Origin of the sequence: Rhizobium changzhiense, from assembly GCF_013087625.1 — a bacterium.
Taxonomy (GTDB): Bacteria; Pseudomonadota; Alphaproteobacteria; order Rhizobiales; family Rhizobiaceae; genus Rhizobium; species Rhizobium sophorae.
Window position 1 is genome coordinate 566,791 of the sequence record NZ_JABFCQ010000001.1, and the last position, 23,268, is coordinate 590,058.

Here is a 23,268-nt window from a genome sequence, read left to right on the forward strand (position 1 = left end):
CGGCTTGCCCGGGGGCAAAGCGCCAGCTTGCCCGGGCAAAGCGCCCACTTGCCCGGGAAAAGCGATCGATCCGAGGCGGGCCGAATTGCGGCCGCCTCGGTGACGATCATTGCCAGACGACGATGGGCGCCTTGGTCGGCACGCGATCGTAGAGATCGATGATATCCTGGTTCATCAGCCGCACGCAGCCTGACGAGACGGCCTTGCCGATCGAGCGCCAGTCGGGATTGCCGTGCAGGCGGTAGAGCGTGTCCTCTCCGTTCGAGAAGATATAGAGCGCGCGGGCGCCGAGCGGGTTCTTGAGACCCGGCTCCATGCCGCCGTTCTCGATCGAATATTTGACGAGTTCGGGCTGGCGGGCGACCATCTCGTTCGGCGGCTTCCAGCGCGGCCATCTCTGACGCCACTGGATGACGCCCGAGCCCTGCCAGGCGAAACCCTCGCGGCCGATGCCAACGCCGTAACGCATCGCCATGCCGTCGCCCTGGACGAGATAGAGGAAGCGCGACGGCGTATCGACGACGATGGTGCCGGGGGGCTGGCCGGTGGGATCGACGACGCGCTGGCGATAATAGCGCGGATCGATCTGCTCGTAAGGAACGGCTGGAATGAGAAAGCCGCCGTCTTCGATCGGGCCATACATGACGGCAAGTTCGGCCCCACTCGGCACGCTCGACGCACCCGGAGACTGGAACAGGCGCATGGGCGAACGGTAAATGATCGTCGTATCGCCTGATGTCACGGTGTTGGCCGAGGAGGCGCAGCCGGCGAGCGCGGAGGCTGCGGTCAACGCCGAAAAGGAAAGAAAGCTGCGGCGGGAAAGATGTCTATCGAAGCTCATGACGCGGGACTGATTTCCTTTGATGCGGGAAGCCGGACGAGACGCCGCATAAACCAGCGATTCGTCCGATGCCGATAACAACAAGAGAGATCTATCGGCTTGCGCCAAATAAACCATAGCTTCACGCAGACGTGTCCGGCCTGAAGCGGACGATATCAGCAGCGCTGTTGCAGCGCTACATCACAACGATCTCGGCCTTGGCGGGAACGCGGTCGTAGAGATCGACGACGTCCTGGTTCAGCATGCGCACGCAGCCCGACGAGGTGGCCTTGCCGATCGACTGCCAGTCGGGCGTACCATGGATGCGGTAGAGCGTATCCTGCCCGTCCTTGAAGATATACATGGCACGGGCGCCGAGCGGGTTCATCAGCCCCGGATTCATGCCGCCATTCTCCGCCCCGAAGGGGCGAACCTCAGGCTGGCGCGAGACCATTTCGACCGACGGCGTCCAGCGCGGCCATTTCTGCTTCCACTGGATGGTGCCGCGGCCCGACCAGGCGTAACCGTCGCGGCCGAGGCCGACGCCGTAGCGCATCGCCTTGCCGTTGCCCTCGACGAAATAGAGGAAACGCGCCTTGGTATCGATGACCACGGTGCCGGGACGCTCGACCGTCTGATAATCGACTTCCTGACGCAGGAACTGCGGCTGTACGCGGCTGACCGGGATCGCCGGCAGGGTGAAATCCTCGTCCCGCAGCTGGCCATACATCGCCATATGCACGGGATTGGTGACGGGCAGGCCATAGGTCTGGTGGAACTGGGTCTTGTAGAGCTCGCGCGTCTGCGGCACCGGCTGATCGGGGATCGGCCGCACCCGGCGCGGATCGACGCCGGGCGGCTGATAGAAGACCGGCGAGGTTTCCTGGACGAAGCGGGCGGGCGAATCGGCGGCGACATCGGGAATGAGGATGTTGCAGCCGCTCAGCGACGCAACCGCAATCACGAGCCCGGCAATCGGGAAGACCCGGCGCAGAAAATTCATGGAACCACCCTTATCAACGATCGGCAGACAGCGATATCTGTCGGAACGATGGCATCTGCGGCTGGCGCGAGGCTGGCGTTGCGGTGAGAAAGGCGGCGGCGAAAGTCAGGCCGCCACCCCGTGGAAGAAGCGGATGCTCTGTTCGATCTCGGCCGGCAGCGCCGAGGTGTGGTTGCCGGCGACGGTTTCGGTCTCGATATGAACGCCGGCACTGCGGGCGCGGCGGGCGAGCAGATCGGCGCGGTCGTTGAAATGCGGCTCCTCGGTGCCGTGGACGACGCGGACCGGGCATTTGAAGCTGTGGGCGTAACACAGGGCCGAACGCACCTCGAATTCATGCGCATTGCTGTCGTCGAAGCGAATATCCTGGGGATAGCGGCTGAAGAAGCGGAAGGCATCGGGGTTGCCGGATATTGGTGCTGCGGCGCGGAATTTGTGGGTGGTCATCGCCGTCAGCATGGTCAGCGTGCCGCCGATGCTGTGGCCGGCGATGAAGAGCCGTTCGGGGTCGACACCCGGCAGATGCGCCAGGCGCTCGGTGGCGGCGAGCACGTCGTCGACCTCATCGTAGAAGCCGGAGAAATTGCCCATCTGGCCGTTTTCGCCGCGCAGCGACGGCATCATCACGACGTAACCAGCATCCATATAGGGCTTCATCAGCTGCCAATGGCCGATGCCCATGGCATTGCCGCCGTGCAGGAAGAGCACGGCCGGCCTGGCGGCACGCTCGCGTTTGTATTTCGAGACCCAGGCCGCCAGCTCCAGCTCCCCGTAACCCGAGCGGTAGAAGATCTTGTCGGCATCGGCAGGCGCATTCAGCGGTTCGTATTTGTCGGGCGCCGGGCCCTTCTGCAAAAGCTTGGTGCGGAAATGGTGGCGGACCTTGGCATAGTCGCGCTTGGCAAGGCGCGGCTCGTCCGGCACATCGAAAGCGGCCGCCATGCGCGGCAGGACAAGTGCACCGGCAAGACCCGCCAGCACGGCACGGCGCTGGAGGAAAAGGGAATTTCGTTCACGCGAGCTCATAACGCAGCACCCATCATTTCCCCGGCCATTCCAAATAAAACAGAGCATGATGTCGTGCGAAAACCGCTTACACTTTTCGGCACCATGCTCTTGAAAATCTGCACCGGAAGATCGTTGCCGCCAATACACATCGTGTTGAAAATATTGCCCTGCGTCATTGTTGCGCAGGTGCAACTTCACGCCGGCTTGGCCTCGATCATGGCGATCAGCGTGCGCAGCCGGTCGGCCTCGTAGGAGGGTTTGTCGGGGCGAAGGCGGGCGATACGGGGGAAACGCATGGCGACCCCCGATTTGTGCCGGGTCGAGCGGTTGATGCCTTCGAAGGCCACTTCGACGACGAAGCCGAAATCCTTGTCGGCGCGCACGGCGCGCACCGGGCCGAAACGCTCGGTGGTATTGTTGCGCACGAATTTGTCGAGCAGGTCGAGCTCGGCATCGGTGAAGCCGAAATAGGCCTTGCCGACGGGCACCAACTGTTCGCCGTCCTCGTCATCGGCCCAGACGCCGAAGGTGAAATCGGAATAATAGCTGGAGCGCTTGCCATGGCCGCGCTGGGCATACATCAGCACCGCATCGACATTATAGGGATTGCGCTTCCATTTGAACCAGGGGCCCTTCATGCGGCCGGCCTGGTAGATGCTGTCGCGACGCTTGATCATCACGCCTTCGATGACCGGATCGGGCGGGGCGGCGCGCAGAGTATCAAGCTCTTCCCATGACGAGAACGGCACGAGCGGCGAGAGGTCGAAACGATCGTGCGGGGCGCGGTCGATGATCTCGGTCAGCCGGTCGCGGCGATCGACATAGGTGCGGCCGCGGACGTCGTCGTCGCCATCGAAGAGCAGGTCATAGGTGCGGATGAAGGCGGGGTAATCGCCAAGCATTTTTGCCGTCACCGTCTTGCGGTTCAGGCGCTGCTGCAGGTCGGAGAAGGTTCGGGTCGGGCTGTTCGAGCGGGCAGTGCCGCCGACCAGCAGCTCGCCGTCGACGACGCCGGAAAAATTGATGGCGTCGAGAATATCGGGAAAGGCGCCGGATATGTCGTCGCCGGAGCGGGAATAGATCTTGCGCCTGTCGCCGGAGCGCGAAAGCTGGACGCGGATGCCGTCCCACTTCCATTCGGCGGCATAATTCACCGGATCGAGAGTGGTCAGATCGCCCTCCTCCACCGCATTGGCGAGCATGACGGAATGGAAGATCGCCGGTGTGGCCAGCACCGGTTTTTCGCCGCCACCCGCCAGCCATTCGAATAGCGCCTCATAGGGCGGCTGCAGGCCATGCCAGAGGGTTTCGATCTCGGTGACGTCCTTGTCGCCGAGATCGGCAAGCGCCTGCTTGGCAAGGCGGGCGGAAACGCCGATGCGCATGGCGCCGGTGGCAAGCTTGATGAAGGCGAAACGGCCGGACGAATCCAGCCGGTCGAGCAGGTCGCGGACGTAGCTGCGCACTTCGGTGCGGCCGAGCGCATTCATGCCGGTGACGACCTCGCCGAGACGCGGCTGGGCAAGGGCCGAGCGGTCGATATCCCTCTCATTGTCCCAGACGAGCGAGATGGTTTCGGCGAGATCACCGACATAATCGTAGGAATAGCGAAACAGCACCTCGTCCATGCGCTCCAGCACAAGCTCGCGCAGCATGGCGGGCTTGACGTTGCGAACCTCCAGCGTGCCGGCGATGGCGGCAAGGCCGTAGCCGCGGTCTGGATCCGGCGTATCGCGAAAATAGTCGGTCAGCAGCTTCAGCTTGCCGTTGCGGCTGGGGGTCAGCACCAGCCGGTCGAGGAGGTCGGCGAAGGCTTTCATGGGTGCCTCCCGACTTCGGAGGGGTTTTGACGCGGGATATTGCTCATCTTCTCAATCCCCCTCATCCTCGTAACCCACCAGATGCAGCGGTTTCGCCTTGATGCCCTGCAGCTGGCACCAGCGCACCAGGGCCTCCTCGCGGCCATGGGTCACCCAGACTTCGGCGGGGTGCAGTTCCCGGATGGTTTCCGTCAATTCCGGCCAGTCGCAATGATCCGAGATGACCAGCGGCAGTTCGACGCCGAGCTGCTTGGCGCGCTGGCGCACCATCATCCAGCCGGAGGCGAAGGCCGGCAGCGGTTCGTTGAAGCGGCGGGCCCAGCGATCGGCGAAGGCCGAGGACGGGCCAATGACGACGGCGCCTGTGAAGGCGGATTTGTCGCGGCTTTCGATCGTCGCCGGCAGCAGTTCGCCGAGATCGATGCCCTGCTCGATATAATAGTCGCAGAGTTTTTCCATGGCGCCGTGGATATAGATCGGTTCGGCATAACCGGCATCGCGTAGCAGCCGGATGACGCGCTGGGCCTTGCCGAGCGCATAGGCGCCGACGAGATGGGTGCGCTCGGGAAATTGACGCAGCGACGCCAGCAATTTGCCGATCTCGTCCATCGGATCGGGATGATGGAAGACCGGCAGGCCGAAGGTGGCCTCCGTGATGAAGACATCGCAGGCAACCGGCACATAGGCGGCGCAGGTCGGGTCGGGGCGACGTTTGTAGTCGCCGGAGACGACGATGCGGGTGCCGTTCTTCTCAATGGCAATCTGGGCGGAGCCGAGCACATGGCCAGCCGGGTGAAAACTTACGTTGACGCCGTTGACCAACAGCTCCTCGCCGAAGGCTGCCGCCTGCTCGCTGGCGCAGAAACCGTCGCCGTAACGCAGGCGCATGATGTCGAGCGTTTGGCGGGTGGCAAGCACGTTTACATGGCCGGGGCGGGCATGGTCCGAATGGCCGTGGGTGACAAGCGCCTGCTCGACGGGCCGCACCGGATCGACATAAAAGCCGCCTTCCGGGCAATAGAGCCCCTCCGGGGCGGGATAAAGCAGCGCATCAGGTCTCATGAAACGAGAGATAGCGGGAAATGGGCGCGAGGCCAGAGGGCGGGAAGAAGGGACTGGCGAATGCGCTGCGGCTCAACCCCGGCGATCGTCACGGCCCTATTCCATCGAGGAAAGATTCCACGGCGGCATTAAATTGCGACGGCCGCTGCAGCGGCGCGAAATGGCTGACACCGTTGAGATAGATCATCTCAGCGTTCGGAATGCTGCGGGCAAGATATTCGGCATGGTCTGGCTTGATGAATTCGTCGTGCTCGGCGAGGACGATCGCGACCGGCACGCGGATCAGGCCCAAGTCGGCGGCCTGATAATTCGGCTCTGTCCGCATCATCAGGCTGACCGCCTCGACGAATGGATTAAAATCATCCGGCGTGGTGGACAATGCGGCGTAATCCTTGGCGTGCCGGCCGAAGCATCGGTCGATGACCGGAGTCGCGACGAATTCCCGTGTGCCGCTCGGATCCATGTTGCAGCCGAAGAAAAAGACGCCCTCGACCCGCGACGGCGCCGCCATGGCGAGTATCAGAGCGATGCAGGCGCCGTCGCTCCAGCCGATGATGGCCGCCTTGTCGAGATGCAGTTCGTCCATGACGGCGAGCACATCTGAAGCCATCAGCTCATAGCTATAAGGACGGGAATCGCGGGTGCTTCGTCCATGGCCGCGGCTGTCGATCAGCACGACGCGGCGGCCGCGGCGCACGAGCGCCGGGACCTGGTAGCCCCAGTTGCCGCTGTGGCCGAGGCCGCCATGCAGCAGAATGACGGGTGGGCCAGAGCCATAGCTCGCATACCAGATACGGGCGCCGTCATGGGCGACATGACCGTCGACTGCCGCCGGCGGCAACGGAGCGGCGCCATGCGCTTCGAAATGGGTGAGCTCGTCGTCGTCAAATTCCATAGCGATCAGACTCATTGTTGCCGCAGCATAGAAAAGCCGGAAAACAGCCCAAGAACAACCGGAATCGCTTTCTAGCTCTTGCGATGCAACCAGGGGGATCAGCATTGGGCAGGAAGCTTTTCTATTGTGCGGCGGTGATAGCCATTGCCGCGGCTGGAATTTACCTCAACAATACCAGTATGCTAGCGCAGCATCGATCCGGAAAACCAGTGCTGCTCGCCCATCGCGGCATCGCCCAGCGGTTCGACGAAACCGATCTCAAGAACGACACCTGTACGGCGCGCCGCATGCTGCCGCCGAAACACGACTATTTGGAAAACACACTTCCGTCGATGCAGGCAGGTTTTGCGGCCGGCGCCGATATCGTCGAGATCGACGTGCATCCGACGACCGATGGGCAATTCGCCGTCTTTCACGACTGGACGCTCGACTGCCGCACCGACGGGCATGGTGTCACGCGCGAGCATTCGATGGCTGACATGAGGAAGCTCGACATCGGCCATGGCTATACCGCTGATGGCGGCAAGACCTTTCCCTTTCGCGGCCGGGGCATCGGCATGATGCCGACGCTTGCCGAGGTGCTGTCCACCTTTCCCGGATCGGCGCTTCCTCATCAACATCAAGAGCCGCGATCCTTCCGAGGGTGAAAAGCTCGCCGCCGTGCTCAACGGGCTCTCTCCACTGAGCGACGGGCCGAGATCATCGTCTATGGCGGCGACGAGCCGATCGACGTGCTCCGCCGGCTTTCGCCCGATATCAGGACCGCCTCGCGCAAGAGCCTGAAGGGCTGCCTGTTCGGCTATATCGGCTATGGCTGGACCGGCTTGCTGCCGGACGAATGCAAACAGGCGATGATGCTGGTACCGATCAATATCGCGCCGTGGCTCTGGGGCTGGCCGGACCGTTTTCTCAACCGGATGCGGGATGCCGGGACCCAGGTCTTCGTGCTCGGCCCCTATCGCGGCAGCGATTTTTCCACGGGCATCGACGACCCCGCGCTACTGGCGCGGCTGCCGCAAGACTATGCGGCAGGCATATGGACGAACGAGATCGAGGCGATCGGCAAGCTTGCGAAATGAGAGCTCAGAGACTAAGTGCCTGCAGCCAACCGGCGATCTCTAAACGACCGGCTTCGGGAAAGGGTAGCCTCGAGCCTCCTCGCAGTGCAGCCGGCGTAGAGCCCGTTTACTCGGTCGCGGTCAATCTTTGCGGCGACCCTGGACTTTCTTCGTCGATGCACACACGATTTCGCCCGCTTTCCTTGGCTCGGTAAAGGGCACGATCGGCATTCGAAAACATCGAGTCGAAGGAACCGTCTGTCGGGCGGCGTAGCGCAACTCCGATCGACACTGTCGCGTGGAAGACGCCGCATGCGGTCACGATCGGCTGCTGCTCGACGGCGCATCGAACGTGTTCGCAGGCAGCGATCACCGCATCACTCTCCATATCCGGAAGCAAGAGGAGGAACTCCTCACCACCGACCCGGGCAAACGTTGCTCCATCGAGCTGCGGCGTCGAAATCAGTTCCCGTACCGTTTGCGACAATGTCTTCAGCGCGATGTCGCCGGCTGCGTGCCCGTAGGTATCATTCACGCGTTTGAAGTGGTCAATGTCGAGAACAGCGACGGCCAAGGCATGAGGGCTGGGATGCGTGCTGTTGAAAAACCTGTTCGCAACCGAAAAGGCGTGTCGGCGGTTGAAGGCGCCCGTGAGCTCGTCCGTAATTGTCAAGCGATGCAGTGCATTCTGTATGGTCTTGAGATCTGTGATGTCTTGCAGGAGAAGCTGGACCACAGGGTTCCCGTCCCAAGGCAATGCTCCTGCGATCAACTTGATTGTACGCACCGCTCCCTCTGCCGTGCGTATGTCGGCTTCCGTCGAGATTTCGGAGATTTGGCCCTCGAACGCTTCCTCCATCTGCTGTGCAGCTTCATCGACTTGAGTTTGAAGGAAGTCGAGAAAATGCCTACCGACGACCTGATCTTGTGGTACTTGGAGGAGGCGCGAGGCTTCTTGATTTCCGAAGATAATCCCCTGCCTGGTGTGGATAAGCAGCCCCATGGGCATGAGATCCAACATCATCCCCATTCGGGCCTGGGTGTCCACAAGCGTCTGCTTCGTAAGTTCAGCCTTGACAAGCGCTTCACGATCCTCGTCCAGAAACATAGTATTCTCCATCTTTGACTGCGTGCATGAGCAATTCTTGCGCTCACGCAGCTCTTGCTTGACCTAGTGCGGCCTCAACACAGTCGCGGCCGTGCTTCTTTGCCGCGTAAAGCGCCTGGTCGGCAGCCGCGACCAGGTCTGCCGGCGTTGCAAATCGATCTAAGATGTTCGCCGCACCGATACTCACCGTCACGATCGCCTTGCTGCTTTCGCTGTGCGGGATTGCCTGCCGATGCAAAGCCGAGCGCAGTATCTTGGCAAGCCGCAACGCGCCATCCCTGTCTGTGCCGGGCAGCAGAATGGCGAACTCCTCCCCGCCAAATCGCGCAGCGAGGTCGCAGGGTCGCTTGGCAATCGACCTGAGAACCTCGCCAATCATCCTCAGGCAATTGTCTCCTTCGAGATGACCGTAGGTATCGTTGTAGGCCTTGAAGTGATCGACATCGATCAGCAACAGGCTGAGAGCGGATTCGGCCCGGCGGGCGCGCGCAAACTCTTCAGAGATCGCCTCGTTGAACGCTCTTCGATTGGCAATACCGGTCAATGCGTCGGTGTCCGCCAGCCCTTTCATCTTCAATGCGAGCTGCGTCAGCCTTTCCTCGGAGTGCTTCATCGACGTGATGTCGGAAACCACCACCAAGGCGGACCCATCGGCCGCCAAACGCGTGCGCTGCCTGAGCCAGCGTCCATCGAACATCGGTATTTCACTATCATGGGTCAGGAAAAGCTGCGCTGCTTCCGTCTCTATCCAGTCCTCGCCGGCCTCCGGGCTGACGTCGATCCGCTCACCGTTGCGCATCACGGCCTGCAGGATATCGGTTATATCGGCTCCGGGCTGCCTGGCATCGGCGGAGCGGGGAAAGGCGGCACGATATTGATCGTTGCAGAACACCAGCCGGCCCGCGGAATTGAACATGGCAAGCCCATCGGACATTTCCATCATCGCCTGGGAAAGCACATTCTTGCTGTCGAGCGCTTCCTGAACGAGACGCTTTTTCTCGGTGATATCGCGGGTCACGCCGGAAAGCCCGATCAGATCGCCGTGGCGGTTCCGCAACGGGATCTTCGACGTCATGGACCAGCGTTCCCGGCCATTCTCCTGGACGAGCGGTTCCTCGAAGTCGACGATGGGCTCCCCGGTCGCCATGATCTCCTGTTCGCGATCGAAGAATGCTTGCGCCATTTCGCTGGGATAGAGATCGAAATCGGTCAGGCCGACCATCTCCGAAGACTTGGTGCGGTCATGGTTTCGCGCGACGTTGAGGTTGGTGACGACGAACCGGCTATTCCGGTCCTTGACGTAGTGGAAATCAGGCGCCTGGGTCAAAGCGGCCTTCAAGATATCCCGCTCGAGGGTAAAGGCATGGAAATAGGTAATGACGGATGCCGCGGCCAAAGTCGCGGCGAATTTCACGCCTATGACGGCGAGGCTAACGGTCGTGATATGCGACCAGCCACCTCGATGGAAAATGCTCATCGCCAGCGTGACCGCGGCCACCGTGACGGCACAGGCCAGAGCTTTTTTGACATCCGCCGAGCCTCTGCCGAACCGGACGTGAACCGCCAGTCCGAACACGGAGACCAGCACGATCGAGATCAATGCCGGCTCGACACCGGCGCCACCCATGGAGATCCTCTGCACGGACGTGAGGGCTGCCGTCATCAGAACCGCCAGCGGACCGCCGTAGACTGCCGAGACCGCCAGCAAGGTCGAACGGAGATCGAGAAAATAGCCGCTGTCGACCTCGACCGACAGCAGCATCGACAAGATGGCTCCAAGACCCATCATCAAGCCGAAACCAAGCTCTGCCTGGACCTTGGAAAGACGGTAGAGCTTGTAATGCAGGTGCATCCACACCGAAATGACGAGCGCAACCGCAGCCACATTTCCGATCAAGATTTGCCAGGGCACGGTATCTTCCCTCTAATATGCGCAATAACTTAGTGCAAATTCGTTGATGAAATCCGATTGGCTGGAAAGCTGCCGATCTCGGACCCAACGCGTCGAGACCGGCAAGCGTCCCTGCAGGATCAGAATTCCTCCCACTCACCACCGGCTATCGCGGCATTGCCATGAAAGGCGACAGCCACCTTGGCCGCCCTCGCCCGCGCCGGCGAAGTCACAGGCTTGGAGGCAGCAGTTACCGCGGTCGGTCGGATTTGACGTGACGCAATGCTGCCGCCGATATTGAACTGACCGAGCAACTGGAAAAGTGCGTCAGCTTCCTTAGCGAGGCTATGGGCCGCCGCCGTCGATTCCTCGACCATGGCCGCATTCTGCTGTGTGCCCTGATCCATGATGTTTACGGCCGTGTTGATTTCCTTCAATCCCGTCGCCTGCTCCTTCGAGCTTTCGACGATCGCGAGAACATTGCCATTGACCTGCTGAACCTGGACGACCATCTCCTCCAACGCCTTGCCGGTCTCTGCGACGAGAGCGACCCCGCTTTTCACATGCTGGTTGGAAGCGGTGATCAGTTCCTTGATTTCCTTTGCCGCTTTCGCCGATCTCTGAGCCAGCTCGCGGACTTCCTGAGCGACGACCGCGAAACCTTTGCCCGCTTCGCCAGCGCGTGCCGCCTCGACCCCGGCGTTGAGCGCCAGGAGATTGGTCTGAAACGCGATCTCGTCGATCACACCGATGATGTTGGCGATTTCGGCGGATGATGTTTCGATCTTGCCCATCGCATCGACCGCATTTCGCACCACCGCGCCTGAGCGCTCGGCATTTTCGCGTGTCCTTTGCACCAGTTGGCCCGCTTCCTGGGCGCGGTTGCTGGAGTCGGCGACAGTCGTGGTGATCTCTTCAAGGGCGGCCGCGGTTTCCTCGACGGAGGCCGCCTGCTGTTCCGTTCGCTTCGACAAGTCGTCCGATGCGGAGCGAATTTGCTGGGCGCCGGCAGCGATACCCGTGGCATTTTCCGCCACGGTCTGCATCGCGCCGCGCAGCTTGCCGACCGCAGCGTTGAAATCAGTCCGCAGTTTTTCCAGTGTGGGCGTGAACGGCGTTGTGACCTGTTGGGTCAGATCCCCACCGGACATGGCCTGCAAGGACCCGGCAAGCTCGTTGACATTGTTCACGCGGGCAGTGACGTCTGTCGCGAATTTGACGACCTTGGAGACCTTGCCGTTCATGTCGAAGATCGGGTTGTAGCAGGCTTGAATATGGACCTTTTTCCCACCCTTGCCGATGCGCAGGAATTCATCGGCCACGAACTCGCCCTCTGCCAGGCGTTGCCAGAACCGTCGGTAATCGTCGCTGTTCGCGTAAGCGCTGTCGCAAAACATTGAATGGTGGCGCCCCAGGATTTCCGGAAGCTGATAACCGAGCACGGACAGGAAATTCTCATTTGCCGACAGGATCTCGCCCTTCAGCGTAAACTCGATGACCGCTTGGGCGCGTGAAAGCGCGCTCAGCTTGCCGGCGTCTTCGGCCGTCTTGAGCTTTTGCGCAGTGATATCGGTTGCGAACTTTACCACCTTGTAGGGTTTCCCGCCGCGGAAGACGGGGTTGTAGGAGGCCTCGATCCAGATCTCCTTGCCTCCCTTGCCAATACGCTTGTACTGGCGCCGGTCGAATTCGCCTCGGTTCAGCTTCGCCCAGAAATCGCGATAATCGGCAGACGAAGCTTCGGCCGGCTCAACGAACATTCGGTGGTGCTGACCAACAATCTCGCGCAATTCGTAACCGAGTGCGCTGCAGAAGTTAGCATTGGCTGTCAGGATTTTTCCCGTGAGGTCGAATTCGATGATGGCCTGTGATCTGTTCATCGCGCCCAGTATCGCCTTGGCATCGGATCCGAAGCCGAATGCTATTCCGTTCATGCTGTTCCCCCACTCAGGATCAAGAGAGCGACTGCTGCCATCCCAATACCGCTTGCACCGGACGAGCAATCTGGAGATAAAATCCGTTAAATTTATTAAGTATCCATTAACCGGGTCATTTCCCAAATTCTGGCTCTTCGCCTTGAGTACATCGAAGAGGAATACGCAAATAAAATCAATCAGATATAAACATTACCCTCGAGCACTCCCAGTTCGTCACAAGGTCTGCTGGTTCCGATTTTCAACGCCAATACAGGGATTTCTCTTTTCTTTTTATGCCCCGAAGCCGGAAAGTGCGTTTACTATTTGTTAAGGTTCAAATGCCCCGTACGGCTCACCTTCTCGGCAGCCGAGGAGCTTGTATTTTTCTTCCGCAGTTGCATGTTGCAGCGTCCTCTAACCGTGTAGAATCCACTTCCGGTACGAGGATTCGGTAGACGCGCCAGTCGCCAAGCGCCCCTCCAAGATACAACCGCTGATGGAGAAAAGACATGAAGCTCGAGGCGGAATTCAATCGGATCGAGGAAATCGCCGCAGGCTTCAACACGCATTATGAAGTATTCAAATATATGAAGGGTCTCACCCAAGACCTCGGAATGAATGCTTTCCTGTTCATGACGTTGCCGACCGTCGACAACGTCGAAATCGGCGCAACCAAGATCATCACCAATTGGCCGGCGGAAATGGTGGATTACTATGACGCCCATAATCTGCTGATCGACAGCCCGGTCATCCGCCGGATGTTGAGGTCGACCAGCCCCTTCAATTATGATGTTGAAGCGATCAATACCAATCGCGGCGAAGGCAAGAAATCCACGGTCATCGAGCTGTTCCACCGGTACGGCATGGAAAAAGGCGCCTATTTTCCGGTCCACGATGCCGCGGGCGGGCGCGGCGCCATGTCGATTTCGGGATCGCGGAATTTCAGCATGATCGAAATGGCGAAGCTGCTGTTCATCGCCACACTGATCTATGACCGGCTCTCGCAGCTGACATTGAACGAGAAACACAGGCCCATCGAGTTTACGGCGAGCGAACTGGACTGCCTGAGGCTGACCGCCGGCGGCAGGAAGGGCAATGAAATTGCCAAACTTCTCGATCTCTCAGAAAATGCGGTGAACAATCACATCGGCAGCGCGATCAAGAAATTGGGATGCACCACGAGAACGCAGGCCGTCGTCAGCGCTCTGCGGCTCAATGTCATTCGCGTTTAGAGCGCCGTGCGTGCCTTTCGGACGCACAAAGGACGCTCCAACACTTTGAAACGACGCATCGTGCTTTCCGAGGCGATCGACAGGCTGATGAAATAAGGCTCAGAGGCTGCGCGCCCGCAGCAATGCCGGGATCTCCTCCGGGGAGACCGGCCTGGAGAAGCGGAAGCCTTGCGCCTCCTCGCAATGGGCCTGGCGCAGGAAATCCATCTGGGCGTCGGTTTCCACGCCTTCGGCGAGAACCGAGAGCTTCAGGGTCTGCGCCAGCGAAATGACCGCCGAGGCGATGGCGACGGCGGTCTTGTCGCCCGGCAGGGCCTCGACCAGCGAACGGTCCATCTTCAAGCGGTCGAAGGGGAAGGTCTTCAGCGCCGCCAGACTGGAATAACCGGAGCCGAAATCGTCGATCGACAGGCGCACGCCAAGTCCCCGCAGCGTTTCCATCATGGCGAGTGCGCGTTCGGCATTCTGCATCACCACGCTTTCGGTGACTTCAAGCTCCAGCCAGCGGGACTGCAGGCAGTGACGCTCCAGCGCCTCGGCGACATGGGTTGCGAAATCCGGATCGGCGAACTGCTTGGCCGAGACGTTGACGGCGATCGTCAGCGGCGTCAGGCCCATATCCTGCCAGTTGCGCGCCTGGCGGCAGGCCTCGTTCAGCACCCAGAGACCGAGGGGGACGATGAGGCCGGTCTCTTCGGCAAGCGGAATGAAATTGACCGGTGGCACCCTGCCCTTGGCAGGATGGTTCCAGCGGACCAGCGCCTCGAGCCCGGTGATGCGGCCGGTGGCGAGATCGACCTGCGGCTGGTATTGCAGAAACAGCTGGTGGCAGGTGATCGCCTGGTGCAATTCCTCGTGCTCGCCGAGCGGCATTCCGACAGGCGTGCTGCCGCCATCGTGATGCTGCAATGTGTTGCGGCCGAGTTCCTTGGCGCGGTACATGGCGCGGTCGGCATTGGCGAGAAGCTCTTGTGAAGTTGCACCATCGAAGGGGAAGGCGGCAACGCCGATGCTCGAGGTGACGGTGATCTCGCCGTCGGCGCCGCGGATCGGCCGGTTGATCGCCTTCTGCAGCTCGCGAAGGCGGCGGCTGATGCCGGCATCGTGGCTCGACTGGTGGACGAGCACCACGAGGAATTCGTCGCCGCCGAGACGCACCACCATATCGGACGCCCTGACACTATTGGCCATGCGGGCAGCGATCTCCTTCAGTACCTCGTCGCCGGCGGCGTGTCCGCGGCCGTCGTTGATGTCCTTGAAATTATCGAGATCGATATAGGCGACGGTCACCTTGCGGTTGTTGCGCCGCGCCTGGTCGAGGATGCTCGCCAGCCGCTCCTTGAGGAAGGCGCGGTTCGGCAGGCCCGTCAGATCGTCATGATGAGCCATGAAATGGATGCGGTCATCGACACGCTTGCGCTCGATGGCAATGCCGGCGATATGGGTGGCGAGCGCCACCAGCGTCATCTCATGCTCGGTGGGACTGCGGACTTCCCTGGAGTAGAGCGCAAATGTGCCGAGCACATTGTTCTGCGAGGTGGCGATCGGCGTCGACCAGCAGGAGCGGAACCCGAACGGGGCGATCAGCGCGCGAAAATCCTCCCAGAGCGGATCGCTCATCACATCCTCGACGATCACGGTCTGACCGCGCCACGCGGCGGTGCCGCAGGAGCCGACCTTGGGACCGATCGTGACACCGTCGATCAGGCGGCTGTAGCCGCCGGGCAGATTGGGAGAGGCGCCGTGATAGAGCCTGGTGCCCTCGCTATCGAGCAGCAGCACCGATCCATCGATCCCGGTCAGCTGCGCCTCGATCATCAGCACCAGCGCCTCGAGGATCATCGGCAACGGCTCGTTGCGGGCGATCATTTCGAGCAGGCTCGCCTGGCCGCGATGCAGATCCTCCTGGCGCTTGCGTTCGGTGATATCACGGGAAACACCGATCAGGCCGACGATCTCGCCGCGATCGTTGCGCAGCGGTATCTTCGAGGTCAGCCGGCATATCGGTCTTCTGCTGCCGGGAAGGGTGTAGGATTCCTCCATGTCGATGCGGGCTTCGCCCGTCGCCATGATCTGTTGCTCGATGTCGAAATGGTGGCACGCCGTCTCGAAATCGAACAGGTCGAAATCGCGCTTGCCGGTGATCAGCGCAGCGCTCTCCAGACCAAGGCTGCTGGCAGTGACGGCATTGGCAAAAACGAAGCGGCTGTCACGATCCTTGACGTAGAGGAAATCCGGAAGTTCGTGGACGATTTCCTTGAGGCGCAGGTTCTCGATACCCTCGGAAAGATGATGAGCGGTCGATGCCATCATTGCCTCCGTCGCGGCGACGATGCGCCGCGTTTCGGCCGTCAGGGCATCGGCTGATTCCCATCGCCTGGCACTCGGTTCGTGCATGCCGCCATTCTCCCCGCCGGCCGAAGGCCGTATTCCCACCCGTCATCATAGAAATTCCCTCCAAAGTAGTCCTCATTTCCTTCGGCTTGCTTAAATGAAAGGGTGAACAAGACGACAATATAAGCGGCGATATCCTGCCGTCGCGCTCGGCCATAACGGCAATTTCGCCGGCCTTTGCCAAGCCTGTGCCAAAAGAATACATGCGGGTTTGGCACGTTTCCTGCTACGGGCGCGTTATGACAAGTGATCCCCGGATGCCCTCACGCCGCGACATGCTTTTCTTTCTTGCTGCCTCGGCCGTTGCGGGAGGGGCATCGTGCGCGCTTGCCTCGCCGCTGACGGCCGCCGCTCAGCCCGATCTGCGCGGGGCGATCGACGCGGTGGAATATCGCGCCGTTCCCGAAAGCGGCGACCGCAAGACCCGCAACCTGCAGCAGATGATCGAACAAGCGGCGCGCGAGAATGTGCCGGTCTTCCTGCCGCCCGGCACCTACCGGGTCTCCAATCTCACCTTGCCTGACAATACCCGCATCACTGGCGTGCCCGGCGCCTCGCGGATCGTCTATACCGGCGAAGGCCATCTTTTTGCGGCCGAGAACGTGCGGCGGATCGAGCTTTCCAATCTCGTCATCGACGGCGGCAACCGCTGGCTTGGCGACTATGCCGGCGGGCTTTTGCAATTTACCGGCGTCGACGAGGTGCTGATCGACAATTGCGAGATCGGCGGCAGCCGCAAGCACGGGCTGCAACTGGAGCGCTGCGGCGGGCGGATCGAGCGCAGCCGCATTTCGGGGGCTGCCCAAGCCGGGCTTTACGCGGTGGATTCCAGCACTCTCTCGGTCACCGGCAATACGGTCTCGGATTGCGGCAATGGCGGCATCCTGGTGCATCGCTGGAAGAAGGCGGAGGACGGCACGGTCGTCTCCGGCAACCGCATCTCCAATATCCGCGCCAATGACGGCGGCACCGGGCAAAACGGCAACGGCATCAACATCTTCCGCGCCGACGGCGTGATGGTGGTGAATAACCAGATCTCCGATTGCGCGTTTACGGCGATCCGCGCCAATTCGGCTTCGAACATCCAGATCAGCAGCAATCAGTGCCGGCGGTCCGGCGAAACGGCGATCTACGTCGAATTCGCCTTCGAGGGCGCCGTCGTTTCCGCCAACATGATCGACGGGGCGGCAAACGGCATTTCCATCGCCAATTTCGACGAGGGCGGTAGGCTGGCAAGCGTCACCGGCAATGTCGTGCGCAACCTGACGCTGCGCGGCCCATACCAGCACGAGGTCGGCTTCGGCATCGGCATCGCGGCAGAGGCCGATACGCTGATTTCAGGCAATGTCATCGAGGGCGCGCCGCGCTGGGGGCTGCAGATCGGCTGGGGGCCTTATCTGCGCAACGTCGTTGTGACGGGCAATGTGGTGCGCAAGGCGCCTGTGGGATGCGCCGTCTCGGTCGCCGATGGCGCCGGGACCGCCGTCATCACCGACAACATTTTCCAGGAGACCGCCGAAGGCGCGGTTTTAGGCTTCCAATGGGAGAGGAAGGTGTCCGGCGAAATGGCAGGCGATGGCTCGCCCTATGCACAGCTGACCGTTGAGCGGAACCGCATTTCCTGAAGGCCATCAAAAGCTTTCATCATCCCATCAGCCACAAGGACTTTTCCCGCGCCGATCCGGCATTTACGGTCTCTCGGACACATCGAGGGGATATGGACATGCTGACAATCTACGGGGTCTATCGGTCGCGCGCCTCACGCGTCTATTGGATGGCGGAGGAGCTTGGGATCGAATTCCGCTCGGTGCCGGTGCTGCAGGCAAGGCGGCTGGCAGAACCGCTCGCAACGGATGCGCCCCTCAATACGCATTCGCCTGATTTCATCGCCGTCAACCCGATGGCGCAGATCCCCAGCATTCGGGACGGCGACCTCGTCATGCACGAGTCGCTGGCGATCAATCTTTACCTGGCGCGTAGACATGGCGGCCCGCTTTCCGGCCAAACCGTCGAAGAAGACGGATTGCTGACGATGTGGACGATCTGGGCAGCCGCGGAGGTCGAGCCGCATACCGTGAAGATCGTGCTCACCTATGATAACGGGCTCGAAGACAGCGAAGGCGGCCAACAGACGATCGCGGTTTCCTGCCGCTCGCTGCGCAGGCCGCTGGTGGTTCTCGAGGGCCACCTTGCCGGCCGGCAGTGGATCGTCGGGGACCGCTTTACCGTTGCCGATCTCAACATTGCCGAGGTGCTGCGCTACACCCAGACCGAAGAGGCGCTGTTCGATGCGCATCCGAACATCAAAGCCTGGATCGAGCGCTGCCAGTCCCGCCCGGCTTACAAGGCCATGCAGGCGACCCGCGGCAAGGAGCCGATCGAAATTTGAGGACTACTGGAAAAGGGCGAGTGTGCCGGCCATTTCCTCGCGGATCCAGGCTTTGAAATCCCTCACCTTCTTCGGCTCGCGCGTGCCTTCGGCGGTGACGAAATAATGACCGAAGCCGGTCGGCGCGCGGATGCCGAAAGGGGCGGCGAGCCGGCCTTCGGCGAGCGCAAAGGCGGCCAGGGTCTGCCAGGCGAGCATGACGCCCTGGCCGGCGATCGCCGCATCGAGGCAGAGCGAGGCATCGTTGAAGACGTGGCGGGTCGAAAGCGTGGCACCGGATAGGCCGGCCTCGCGCATCCAGACCTCCCAGGTGAACATGGCGCGGCCGTCAATGATCGCGGGCAGTGCGAGGATATCGGCGGGTTCCTTCAATGTCGCCGCCATCTCGGGGGAGCAGACCGGAAAGACCTCCTGTGCCAACAGCAGTTCGGCCTTCACGTCCGGCCACTTGCCGTTGCCGACGCGGATGCCGATATCGACGTCGCAAAGCGCCGGACTGACGAGGTTGGTGGTTGCATCCAGCCGCAGCTTGATGTCGGGATGACGCTCGGCGAAGCGATCGAGCCGGCAGACCAGCCAGCGGGCGGCGAAAACCGGCGCCACCGAGATGGTCAGGATCGTATCGTCCTTGCGGCTGGCGATCGACACCGCCGCCGAAAGACGGGCGAAACCCTCGTCGAGCGCCAGAAGCACCGGCCGGCCGGCTTCGGTGGCGATCATTCCCCTGGCGGTGCGCTCGAAGATCACCTGGCCAAGCTGGGCTTCGGCCTTGATCACCTGCTGGCTGACGGCGCCAACCGAGACGCCGAGTTCGTCGGCGGCGGCCTGCAGCGAGCCGAGACGACCGACGGCCTCCAACGCTCGCAGGCCGTTGAGATGGACCATGTTCAGGTTCTTCATATAGTTTTTCTATACCGCTCCAGCGTTATTCTCAATTGAAAATCTGGCTGTTGAGGCCGACATTGCAAGCATAGGCAATCCATTCGAGCGCCGAGCGTTGGCCAGATAGGATGGCTCGGAGGCCGAGAGCCGTTGGGCGATCATATCCGCGCCACGGAAGAAAGCGAGGCATGCCATGTCGTTGCTGAAGTTTTTCTTGAGACCTGCCCTTCCCGTGGGAAGCGCAGAAATTGTCCCCGGTTGGAAGGATGATCCGCTGCGGCATCCGGAGGTCGAACGAATGTCGATGCGCGAAATCGCCGATCTGCCGCTCGGGATGTCGGCCGGCTTTCAGGCGGAGGCCAAGTCGCCGCTGGCGAAACGCGCGTAAATATATGGTAGGTTCGCCCTGGCAGAAAGGGCGGAACCATGGCCGGCGATGTCGATGCGATCTTCGAGCGCCTGAAGCGGCTGGCGACGGAAGCCAAGCTGCCTGATGTCGAGGAGAGCACCTCCTACGGCAATCCGGCGCTGAAGGTCGGCGGCAAGAGTTTTGCGGCGGTGAAGAACACCGAGACGATCGTGATCTCGATTTCGCTCGACGACAAGGATCACCTGCTGGAAATGGCGCCCGACGTCTATTTTCAAACCGATCATTATGTCGGCTGGCCGTATCTGCCGGTGCGCGCCGCCGTGATCGGCGACGAGGAATTGCGGCTGCGGCTGATCGGCGCCTGGCTGTTCCGGGCGCCGAAGAAGCTTGCGGCCCGCTATCAGGCCCGGTCGTAGGCCAGCGCACGCTGGACGGCGGGGCGCTGCAGCATGCGGGCGTGGTGGTCGCTCGCCTTTTCGAAGCGGGCGGGATCGACGCCGTCCGACGGCAGCCAGTCCGTCATGACGAAGAGATAGGGATCGGCGAGCGAATAGGCTTCACCCATCACCCATGGGCCATTGAACATAGTCTGCTCGATCAGCGTGAAACAATCGGCCATATTCTGCGGCACCTTGGCCTTCATCGCCTCGATGGCCGCCGGCTCGTCCGCCCAGCGCGAGCCGCGCGGGCGATGCGCATGGTTCACATGCACGGTCGAGCAGATATAGCTGTTGAAGGACTGGAGCCTGGCAAATTCGAAGGCATTATCAAGCGGCGCCAGCTTGGCGGCCGGGGCGCTGTGGGCGATATAGGCCAGGATCGCCGGCGTTTCCGTCAGCACGCCATAATCGGTGACAAGTGCGGGCACCCGGCCCTTCGGGTTGATCTTCAGATAGTCCGGCGAGCGCTGCTCGCCATCGCGGAGGCTGATCTTCTTTACTTCGAAGGCCAGGCCGGATTCTTCCAGGGCAATAAGGCTTGCGAGCGCGCAGGTTCCCGGCGCGTAATATAGTGTCAGCATGGTTCTCGACTCCCTTTCGGCAAAGGTTATAGCGTAGCGGTGCGCGGGTCGGAACTGGTGGGATTGGGTTTTGCTTCTCCCAGGACAAGTGAGGTGCGTTGAGCGCGAGCGAAGGGCAATGAATGGTGTGCCGTGTGGCCCCTCATCCGCCTGCCGGCACCTTCTCCCCGCTGGGGAGAAGGGATTTGTGGCAGCGCCTCACTTCCTCTTAAAGCGTCGGTTGTGGAACCGAAGCCAATCCGCTTGCTCCCTCTTCTCCCCTGCGGGGAGAAGGTGGCCCGAAGGGTCGGTTGAGGGGGTGAGCGGCAAAGCCGCGAATGGCCTGAGCGCAAGCGAAGGGCAATGTAGAGGCGCGCGGGCGAGCAACCCGGCTCAACCGCAGCCCGGCACATCCTCCAGCCTGTGCCAGACCGGAATGCCGCGTTCCCGGGCGATGCGGACGTCGTTGTCCGCTCCTTTGGAATCGCCGGGCAGGCGCAGCACGCCCTCGCAGAGCTGCAGCAGCCGGCCGGCGACCGGGTGGAAGATCTCTTCGTAGAGCGCATCGCCGACCGACCGGCCGCCGGCGGCGTGCCAGATTGGCAGGGCCACCCATTCGCCGATCATCGGCACGTGGCCGGCCTGAAACAGCGCGTGCGAGGGTTGCTCCAGCCGCTTCAGGTTGGCGGCCATCTTTTCCGGGTCGTCGCCCGTTCCGGACCGATAGGGCCCGGCAATCAAAATCAACATGATCCACTCCTTCGCTCCGCTTATGCGTGAGCACTCTCCCGGCCTCATGCACGGGATTTCGTGAAAATGCACGATATTTCTTGAATGTCGAGTCCTTTCGTGCAATATCGGGCAACTATGTTTAATTTCGTGCAGAGATCCGATGCTGACAACACAACGCAAGACCCTCATTCTCGACATTTTGCGCCGTGACGGCCAGGTGGTCGCCAAGCGCGTCGCCGAGGATTTCGCGCTTTCGGAAGACACGATCCGCCGCGACCTCAGGGAAATGGCGGCGGAGGGGCTGCTGAAACGGGTGCATGGCGGGGCGATGCCGCTGGCGCCAGACCTGCCTGATTTCACCGCGCGGCGCAGCGTCTCGTCGCAGATCAAGGCGCGGCTGGGGGCGGCGGCGGCGGCGATGGTGAAGCCGGGACAGATGATCTTCCTCGATGGCGGCACGACGACGGCGGAGATCGCCCGGCAGTTGCCGCGCGACATGCCGCTGACGGTTGCGACCCACAGCCCGACCATCGCCACCGAACTCGAACACCACCCGACAGCCGAGGTGATCCTCACCGGCGGACGGCTCTACAAACATTCGATGGTGGCGACGGGCGCGGCGGCCATGGTGGCGATCTCACAACTGCGCCCCGACCTCTTCTTCCTCGGGGTGACGGCCGCGCATCCGGTGCACGGGCTTTCCACCGGCGATTTCGAAGAAGCGGCGATCAAGCGGCACATCGCCCGCTGCTCGGCCGAAACGCATGTGCTGCTGACCGAGGAGAAGTTCGACCTCGTCTCGCCCTGCCCGGTGCTTGGCATTTCCGAGGTGGCGGGGCTGATCGTGCCCATGGAGATGACGGCCGAGCGGCTGAAACCCTATCGCGATCTCAACGGCGCAATCGCCACAGCATGATGGTGCTGCGGGAGGGCTGCGGTGCGGCAGCATGCGGCAGGAGGCTTGCGGCAAGGGCCGCGATGAAGGCCGCCAGTACGGCATAGGCCGGCGCCATGCTGCCGGTTCCAAGGGTAAGCACCGTCTGCAGATATGGCTGCGCCAGCGCGATGATGACGGAAAGTGCCGGCATATCGAGCAGGGTCCCGGCGATCCGCGACAGTTCCGGCATGAAGGCTGCACCGGCAAGCGCGCCGTAGACCGCCGTCAGGCGGAGGGCGAGGCGCAACGGCGCCGAGGCTGCAAGCGGCGGCGTGTCGCCATCCTCGATGGCAATCATGAGATAGGCAACGAAAGCCGCCAGAAACAGCAAGGCGACGGGCAGTGCCGCCAAGGTGGCGGGCCGCGTCAGAGCCGCCGCATCCGCCGCCAGGAAGAGCAGGATCGGCGTCGAAGCGACGAACCAGATGGCGACGATCAGGCCCCAGAACCAGGTGAGCGAGAGAGCGTGAAGACGGAGCAGCGTCGCGATGAAGAGGACCCCGATCGCGGTCCAGATGCAGGCGGGTTTGAGCACGCCCGATATCAGCCGGAGGGCCGGTTCGCAGGCGCCGGCCATATCGCCGCAGCCGGACAGCTGGATCGTGAGCCAGGTGATATAATCGAGGCTCAGCGCGGCGAACATGAAGATGCCGACACCCATCAGCATCCACCAGAGATAGCGGCCTGCAAACATGCCCTGCCCTCACGGCTTCCAGGACTGTGCTCACGTCGCCGCGAAAGGGTGCATCCG

At 61.7% G+C, this 23,268-nt stretch carries 20 protein-coding genes and 1 pseudogene; 7 read left to right on the top strand and 14 right to left on the bottom strand.

All coding sequences use genetic code 11. The annotated features are described in order from the left end of the window. Positions 1–106 precede the first annotated feature (106 nt). The 6 genes from G9X68_RS02860 to G9X68_RS02885 form a co-directional block, all read right to left on the bottom strand. Entirely contained in the window at positions 107–841 is a 735-nt protein-coding gene (locus G9X68_RS02860; RefSeq protein ID WP_129418393.1) for a L,D-transpeptidase, read from the bottom strand. 175 nt (positions 842–1,016) lie between these two features. Beyond that, positions 1,017–1,823, bottom strand: coding sequence for a L,D-transpeptidase (locus G9X68_RS02865; protein WP_171601186.1), 807 nt, complete (start codon positions 1,821–1,823; stop codon positions 1,017–1,019). 105 nt (positions 1,824–1,928) lie between these two features. Next, the gene (locus G9X68_RS02870) at positions 1,929–2,849 is read right to left on the bottom strand and encodes an alpha/beta hydrolase family protein (RefSeq protein WP_171601187.1); all 921 of its coding nucleotides are present in this window, start codon (positions 2,847–2,849) and stop codon (positions 1,929–1,931) included. A gap of 176 nt (positions 2,850–3,025) precedes the next feature. Then, complete coding sequence (locus tag G9X68_RS02875) at positions 3,026–4,651, bottom strand: cisplatin damage response ATP-dependent DNA ligase (protein ID WP_171601188.1); 1,626 nt, start codon at positions 4,649–4,651, stop codon at positions 3,026–3,028. A 51-nt stretch (positions 4,652–4,702) separates the two neighbouring features. Next, positions 4,703–5,713 (bottom strand): ligase-associated DNA damage response exonuclease, encoded by a 1,011-nt coding sequence (locus G9X68_RS02880; RefSeq protein WP_171601189.1) that lies wholly within the window; start codon positions 5,711–5,713, stop codon positions 4,703–4,705. Between the two features lie 88 nt (positions 5,714–5,801). After that, positions 5,802–6,608, bottom strand: coding sequence for an alpha/beta fold hydrolase (locus tag G9X68_RS02885; protein ID WP_171602136.1), 807 nt, complete (start codon positions 6,606–6,608; stop codon positions 5,802–5,804). A 104-nt stretch (positions 6,609–6,712) separates the two neighbouring features. On the opposite strand from G9X68_RS02885, the pseudogene G9X68_RS02890 reads away from it, so the two are divergent. Continuing rightward, positions 6,713–7,687: pseudogene (locus G9X68_RS02890) on the top strand (glycerophosphodiester phosphodiesterase family protein). 106 nt (positions 7,688–7,793) lie between these two features. Here the strand turns inward: G9X68_RS02890 and G9X68_RS02895 are convergent. From G9X68_RS02895 to G9X68_RS02905, 3 genes are all read right to left on the bottom strand, one after another. Beyond that, positions 7,794–8,774 (bottom strand): GGDEF domain-containing protein, encoded by a 981-nt coding sequence (locus G9X68_RS02895; RefSeq protein WP_171601190.1) that lies wholly within the window; start codon positions 8,772–8,774, stop codon positions 7,794–7,796. 43 nt (positions 8,775–8,817) lie between these two features. Next, positions 8,818–10,686: a diguanylate cyclase gene (locus G9X68_RS02900; protein ID WP_171601191.1), complete on the bottom strand. Its 1,869-nt coding sequence runs from the start codon at positions 10,684–10,686 to the stop codon at positions 8,818–8,820. A 119-nt stretch (positions 10,687–10,805) separates the two neighbouring features. Beyond that, entirely contained in the window at positions 10,806–12,599 is a 1,794-nt protein-coding gene (locus G9X68_RS02905; RefSeq protein ID WP_171602137.1) for a methyl-accepting chemotaxis protein, read from the bottom strand. A gap of 491 nt (positions 12,600–13,090) precedes the next feature. Here G9X68_RS02905 and G9X68_RS02910 point away from each other — a divergent pair, with 491 nt between their 5' ends. After that, complete coding sequence (locus tag G9X68_RS02910; protein WP_171601192.1) at positions 13,091–13,813, top strand: LuxR family transcriptional regulator; 723 nt, start codon at positions 13,091–13,093, stop codon at positions 13,811–13,813. Between the two features lie 99 nt (positions 13,814–13,912). Here G9X68_RS02910 and G9X68_RS02915 read toward each other — a convergent pair whose 3' ends face one another. Then, positions 13,913–16,210 (bottom strand): sensor domain-containing protein, encoded by a 2,298-nt coding sequence (locus tag G9X68_RS02915; protein ID WP_171601193.1) that lies wholly within the window; start codon positions 16,208–16,210, stop codon positions 13,913–13,915. Between the two features lie 254 nt (positions 16,211–16,464). Between G9X68_RS02915 and G9X68_RS02920 the strand changes: the two genes are divergently transcribed. Beyond that, positions 16,465–17,832 carry a TIGR03808 family TAT-translocated repetitive protein gene (locus tag G9X68_RS02920; RefSeq protein ID WP_171602138.1) on the top strand — a complete coding sequence of 456 codons (1,368 nt, stop codon included), beginning with the start codon at positions 16,465–16,467 and terminating at the stop codon, positions 17,830–17,832. Between the two features lie 98 nt (positions 17,833–17,930). Beyond that, a complete protein-coding gene (locus G9X68_RS02925; protein ID WP_171601194.1) occupies positions 17,931–18,596 on the top strand; it encodes a glutathione S-transferase family protein in 666 nt (221 codons plus the stop codon). A 3-nt stretch (positions 18,597–18,599) separates the two neighbouring features. Here the strand turns inward: G9X68_RS02925 and G9X68_RS02930 are convergent, their stop codons facing one another. Continuing rightward, entirely contained in the window at positions 18,600–19,496 is an 897-nt protein-coding gene (locus G9X68_RS02930; RefSeq protein WP_171601195.1) for a LysR substrate-binding domain-containing protein, read from the bottom strand. Between the two features lie 175 nt (positions 19,497–19,671). Here G9X68_RS02930 and G9X68_RS02935 point away from each other — a divergent pair, with 175 nt between their 5' ends. Both G9X68_RS02935 and G9X68_RS02940 read left to right on the top strand, forming a co-directional pair. Continuing rightward, positions 19,672–19,866, top strand: coding sequence for a hypothetical protein (locus G9X68_RS02935; protein WP_171601196.1), 195 nt, complete (start codon positions 19,672–19,674; stop codon positions 19,864–19,866). A 38-nt stretch (positions 19,867–19,904) separates the two neighbouring features. Next, positions 19,905–20,264, top strand: coding sequence for an MmcQ/YjbR family DNA-binding protein (locus tag G9X68_RS02940; RefSeq protein WP_171601197.1), 360 nt, complete (start codon positions 19,905–19,907; stop codon positions 20,262–20,264). On the opposite strand, the gene G9X68_RS02945 is transcribed toward G9X68_RS02940, so the two are convergent. Both G9X68_RS02945 and G9X68_RS02950 read right to left on the bottom strand, forming a co-directional pair. Then, the gene (locus G9X68_RS02945; protein WP_171601198.1) at positions 20,249–20,869 is read right to left on the bottom strand and encodes a glutathione S-transferase family protein; all 621 of its coding nucleotides are present in this window, start codon (positions 20,867–20,869) and stop codon (positions 20,249–20,251) included. The two genes, G9X68_RS02940 and G9X68_RS02945, sit on opposite strands and share 16 nt — an antisense overlap. A gap of 372 nt (positions 20,870–21,241) precedes the next feature. Beyond that, entirely contained in the window at positions 21,242–21,598 is a 357-nt protein-coding gene (locus G9X68_RS02950; protein WP_171601199.1) for a DUF4406 domain-containing protein, read from the bottom strand. 142 nt (positions 21,599–21,740) lie between these two features. Here G9X68_RS02950 and G9X68_RS02955 point away from each other — a divergent pair, with 142 nt between their 5' ends. Continuing rightward, positions 21,741–22,496: a DeoR/GlpR family DNA-binding transcription regulator gene (locus G9X68_RS02955; RefSeq protein ID WP_171601200.1), complete on the top strand. Its 756-nt coding sequence runs from the start codon at positions 21,741–21,743 to the stop codon at positions 22,494–22,496. Here the strand turns inward: G9X68_RS02955 and G9X68_RS02960 are convergent. Next, a complete protein-coding gene (locus G9X68_RS02960; RefSeq protein ID WP_171601201.1) occupies positions 22,471–23,211 on the bottom strand; it encodes a hypothetical protein in 741 nt (246 codons plus the stop codon). The two genes, G9X68_RS02955 and G9X68_RS02960, sit on opposite strands and share 26 nt — an antisense overlap. Between the last annotated feature and the right edge of the window lie 57 nt (positions 23,212–23,268).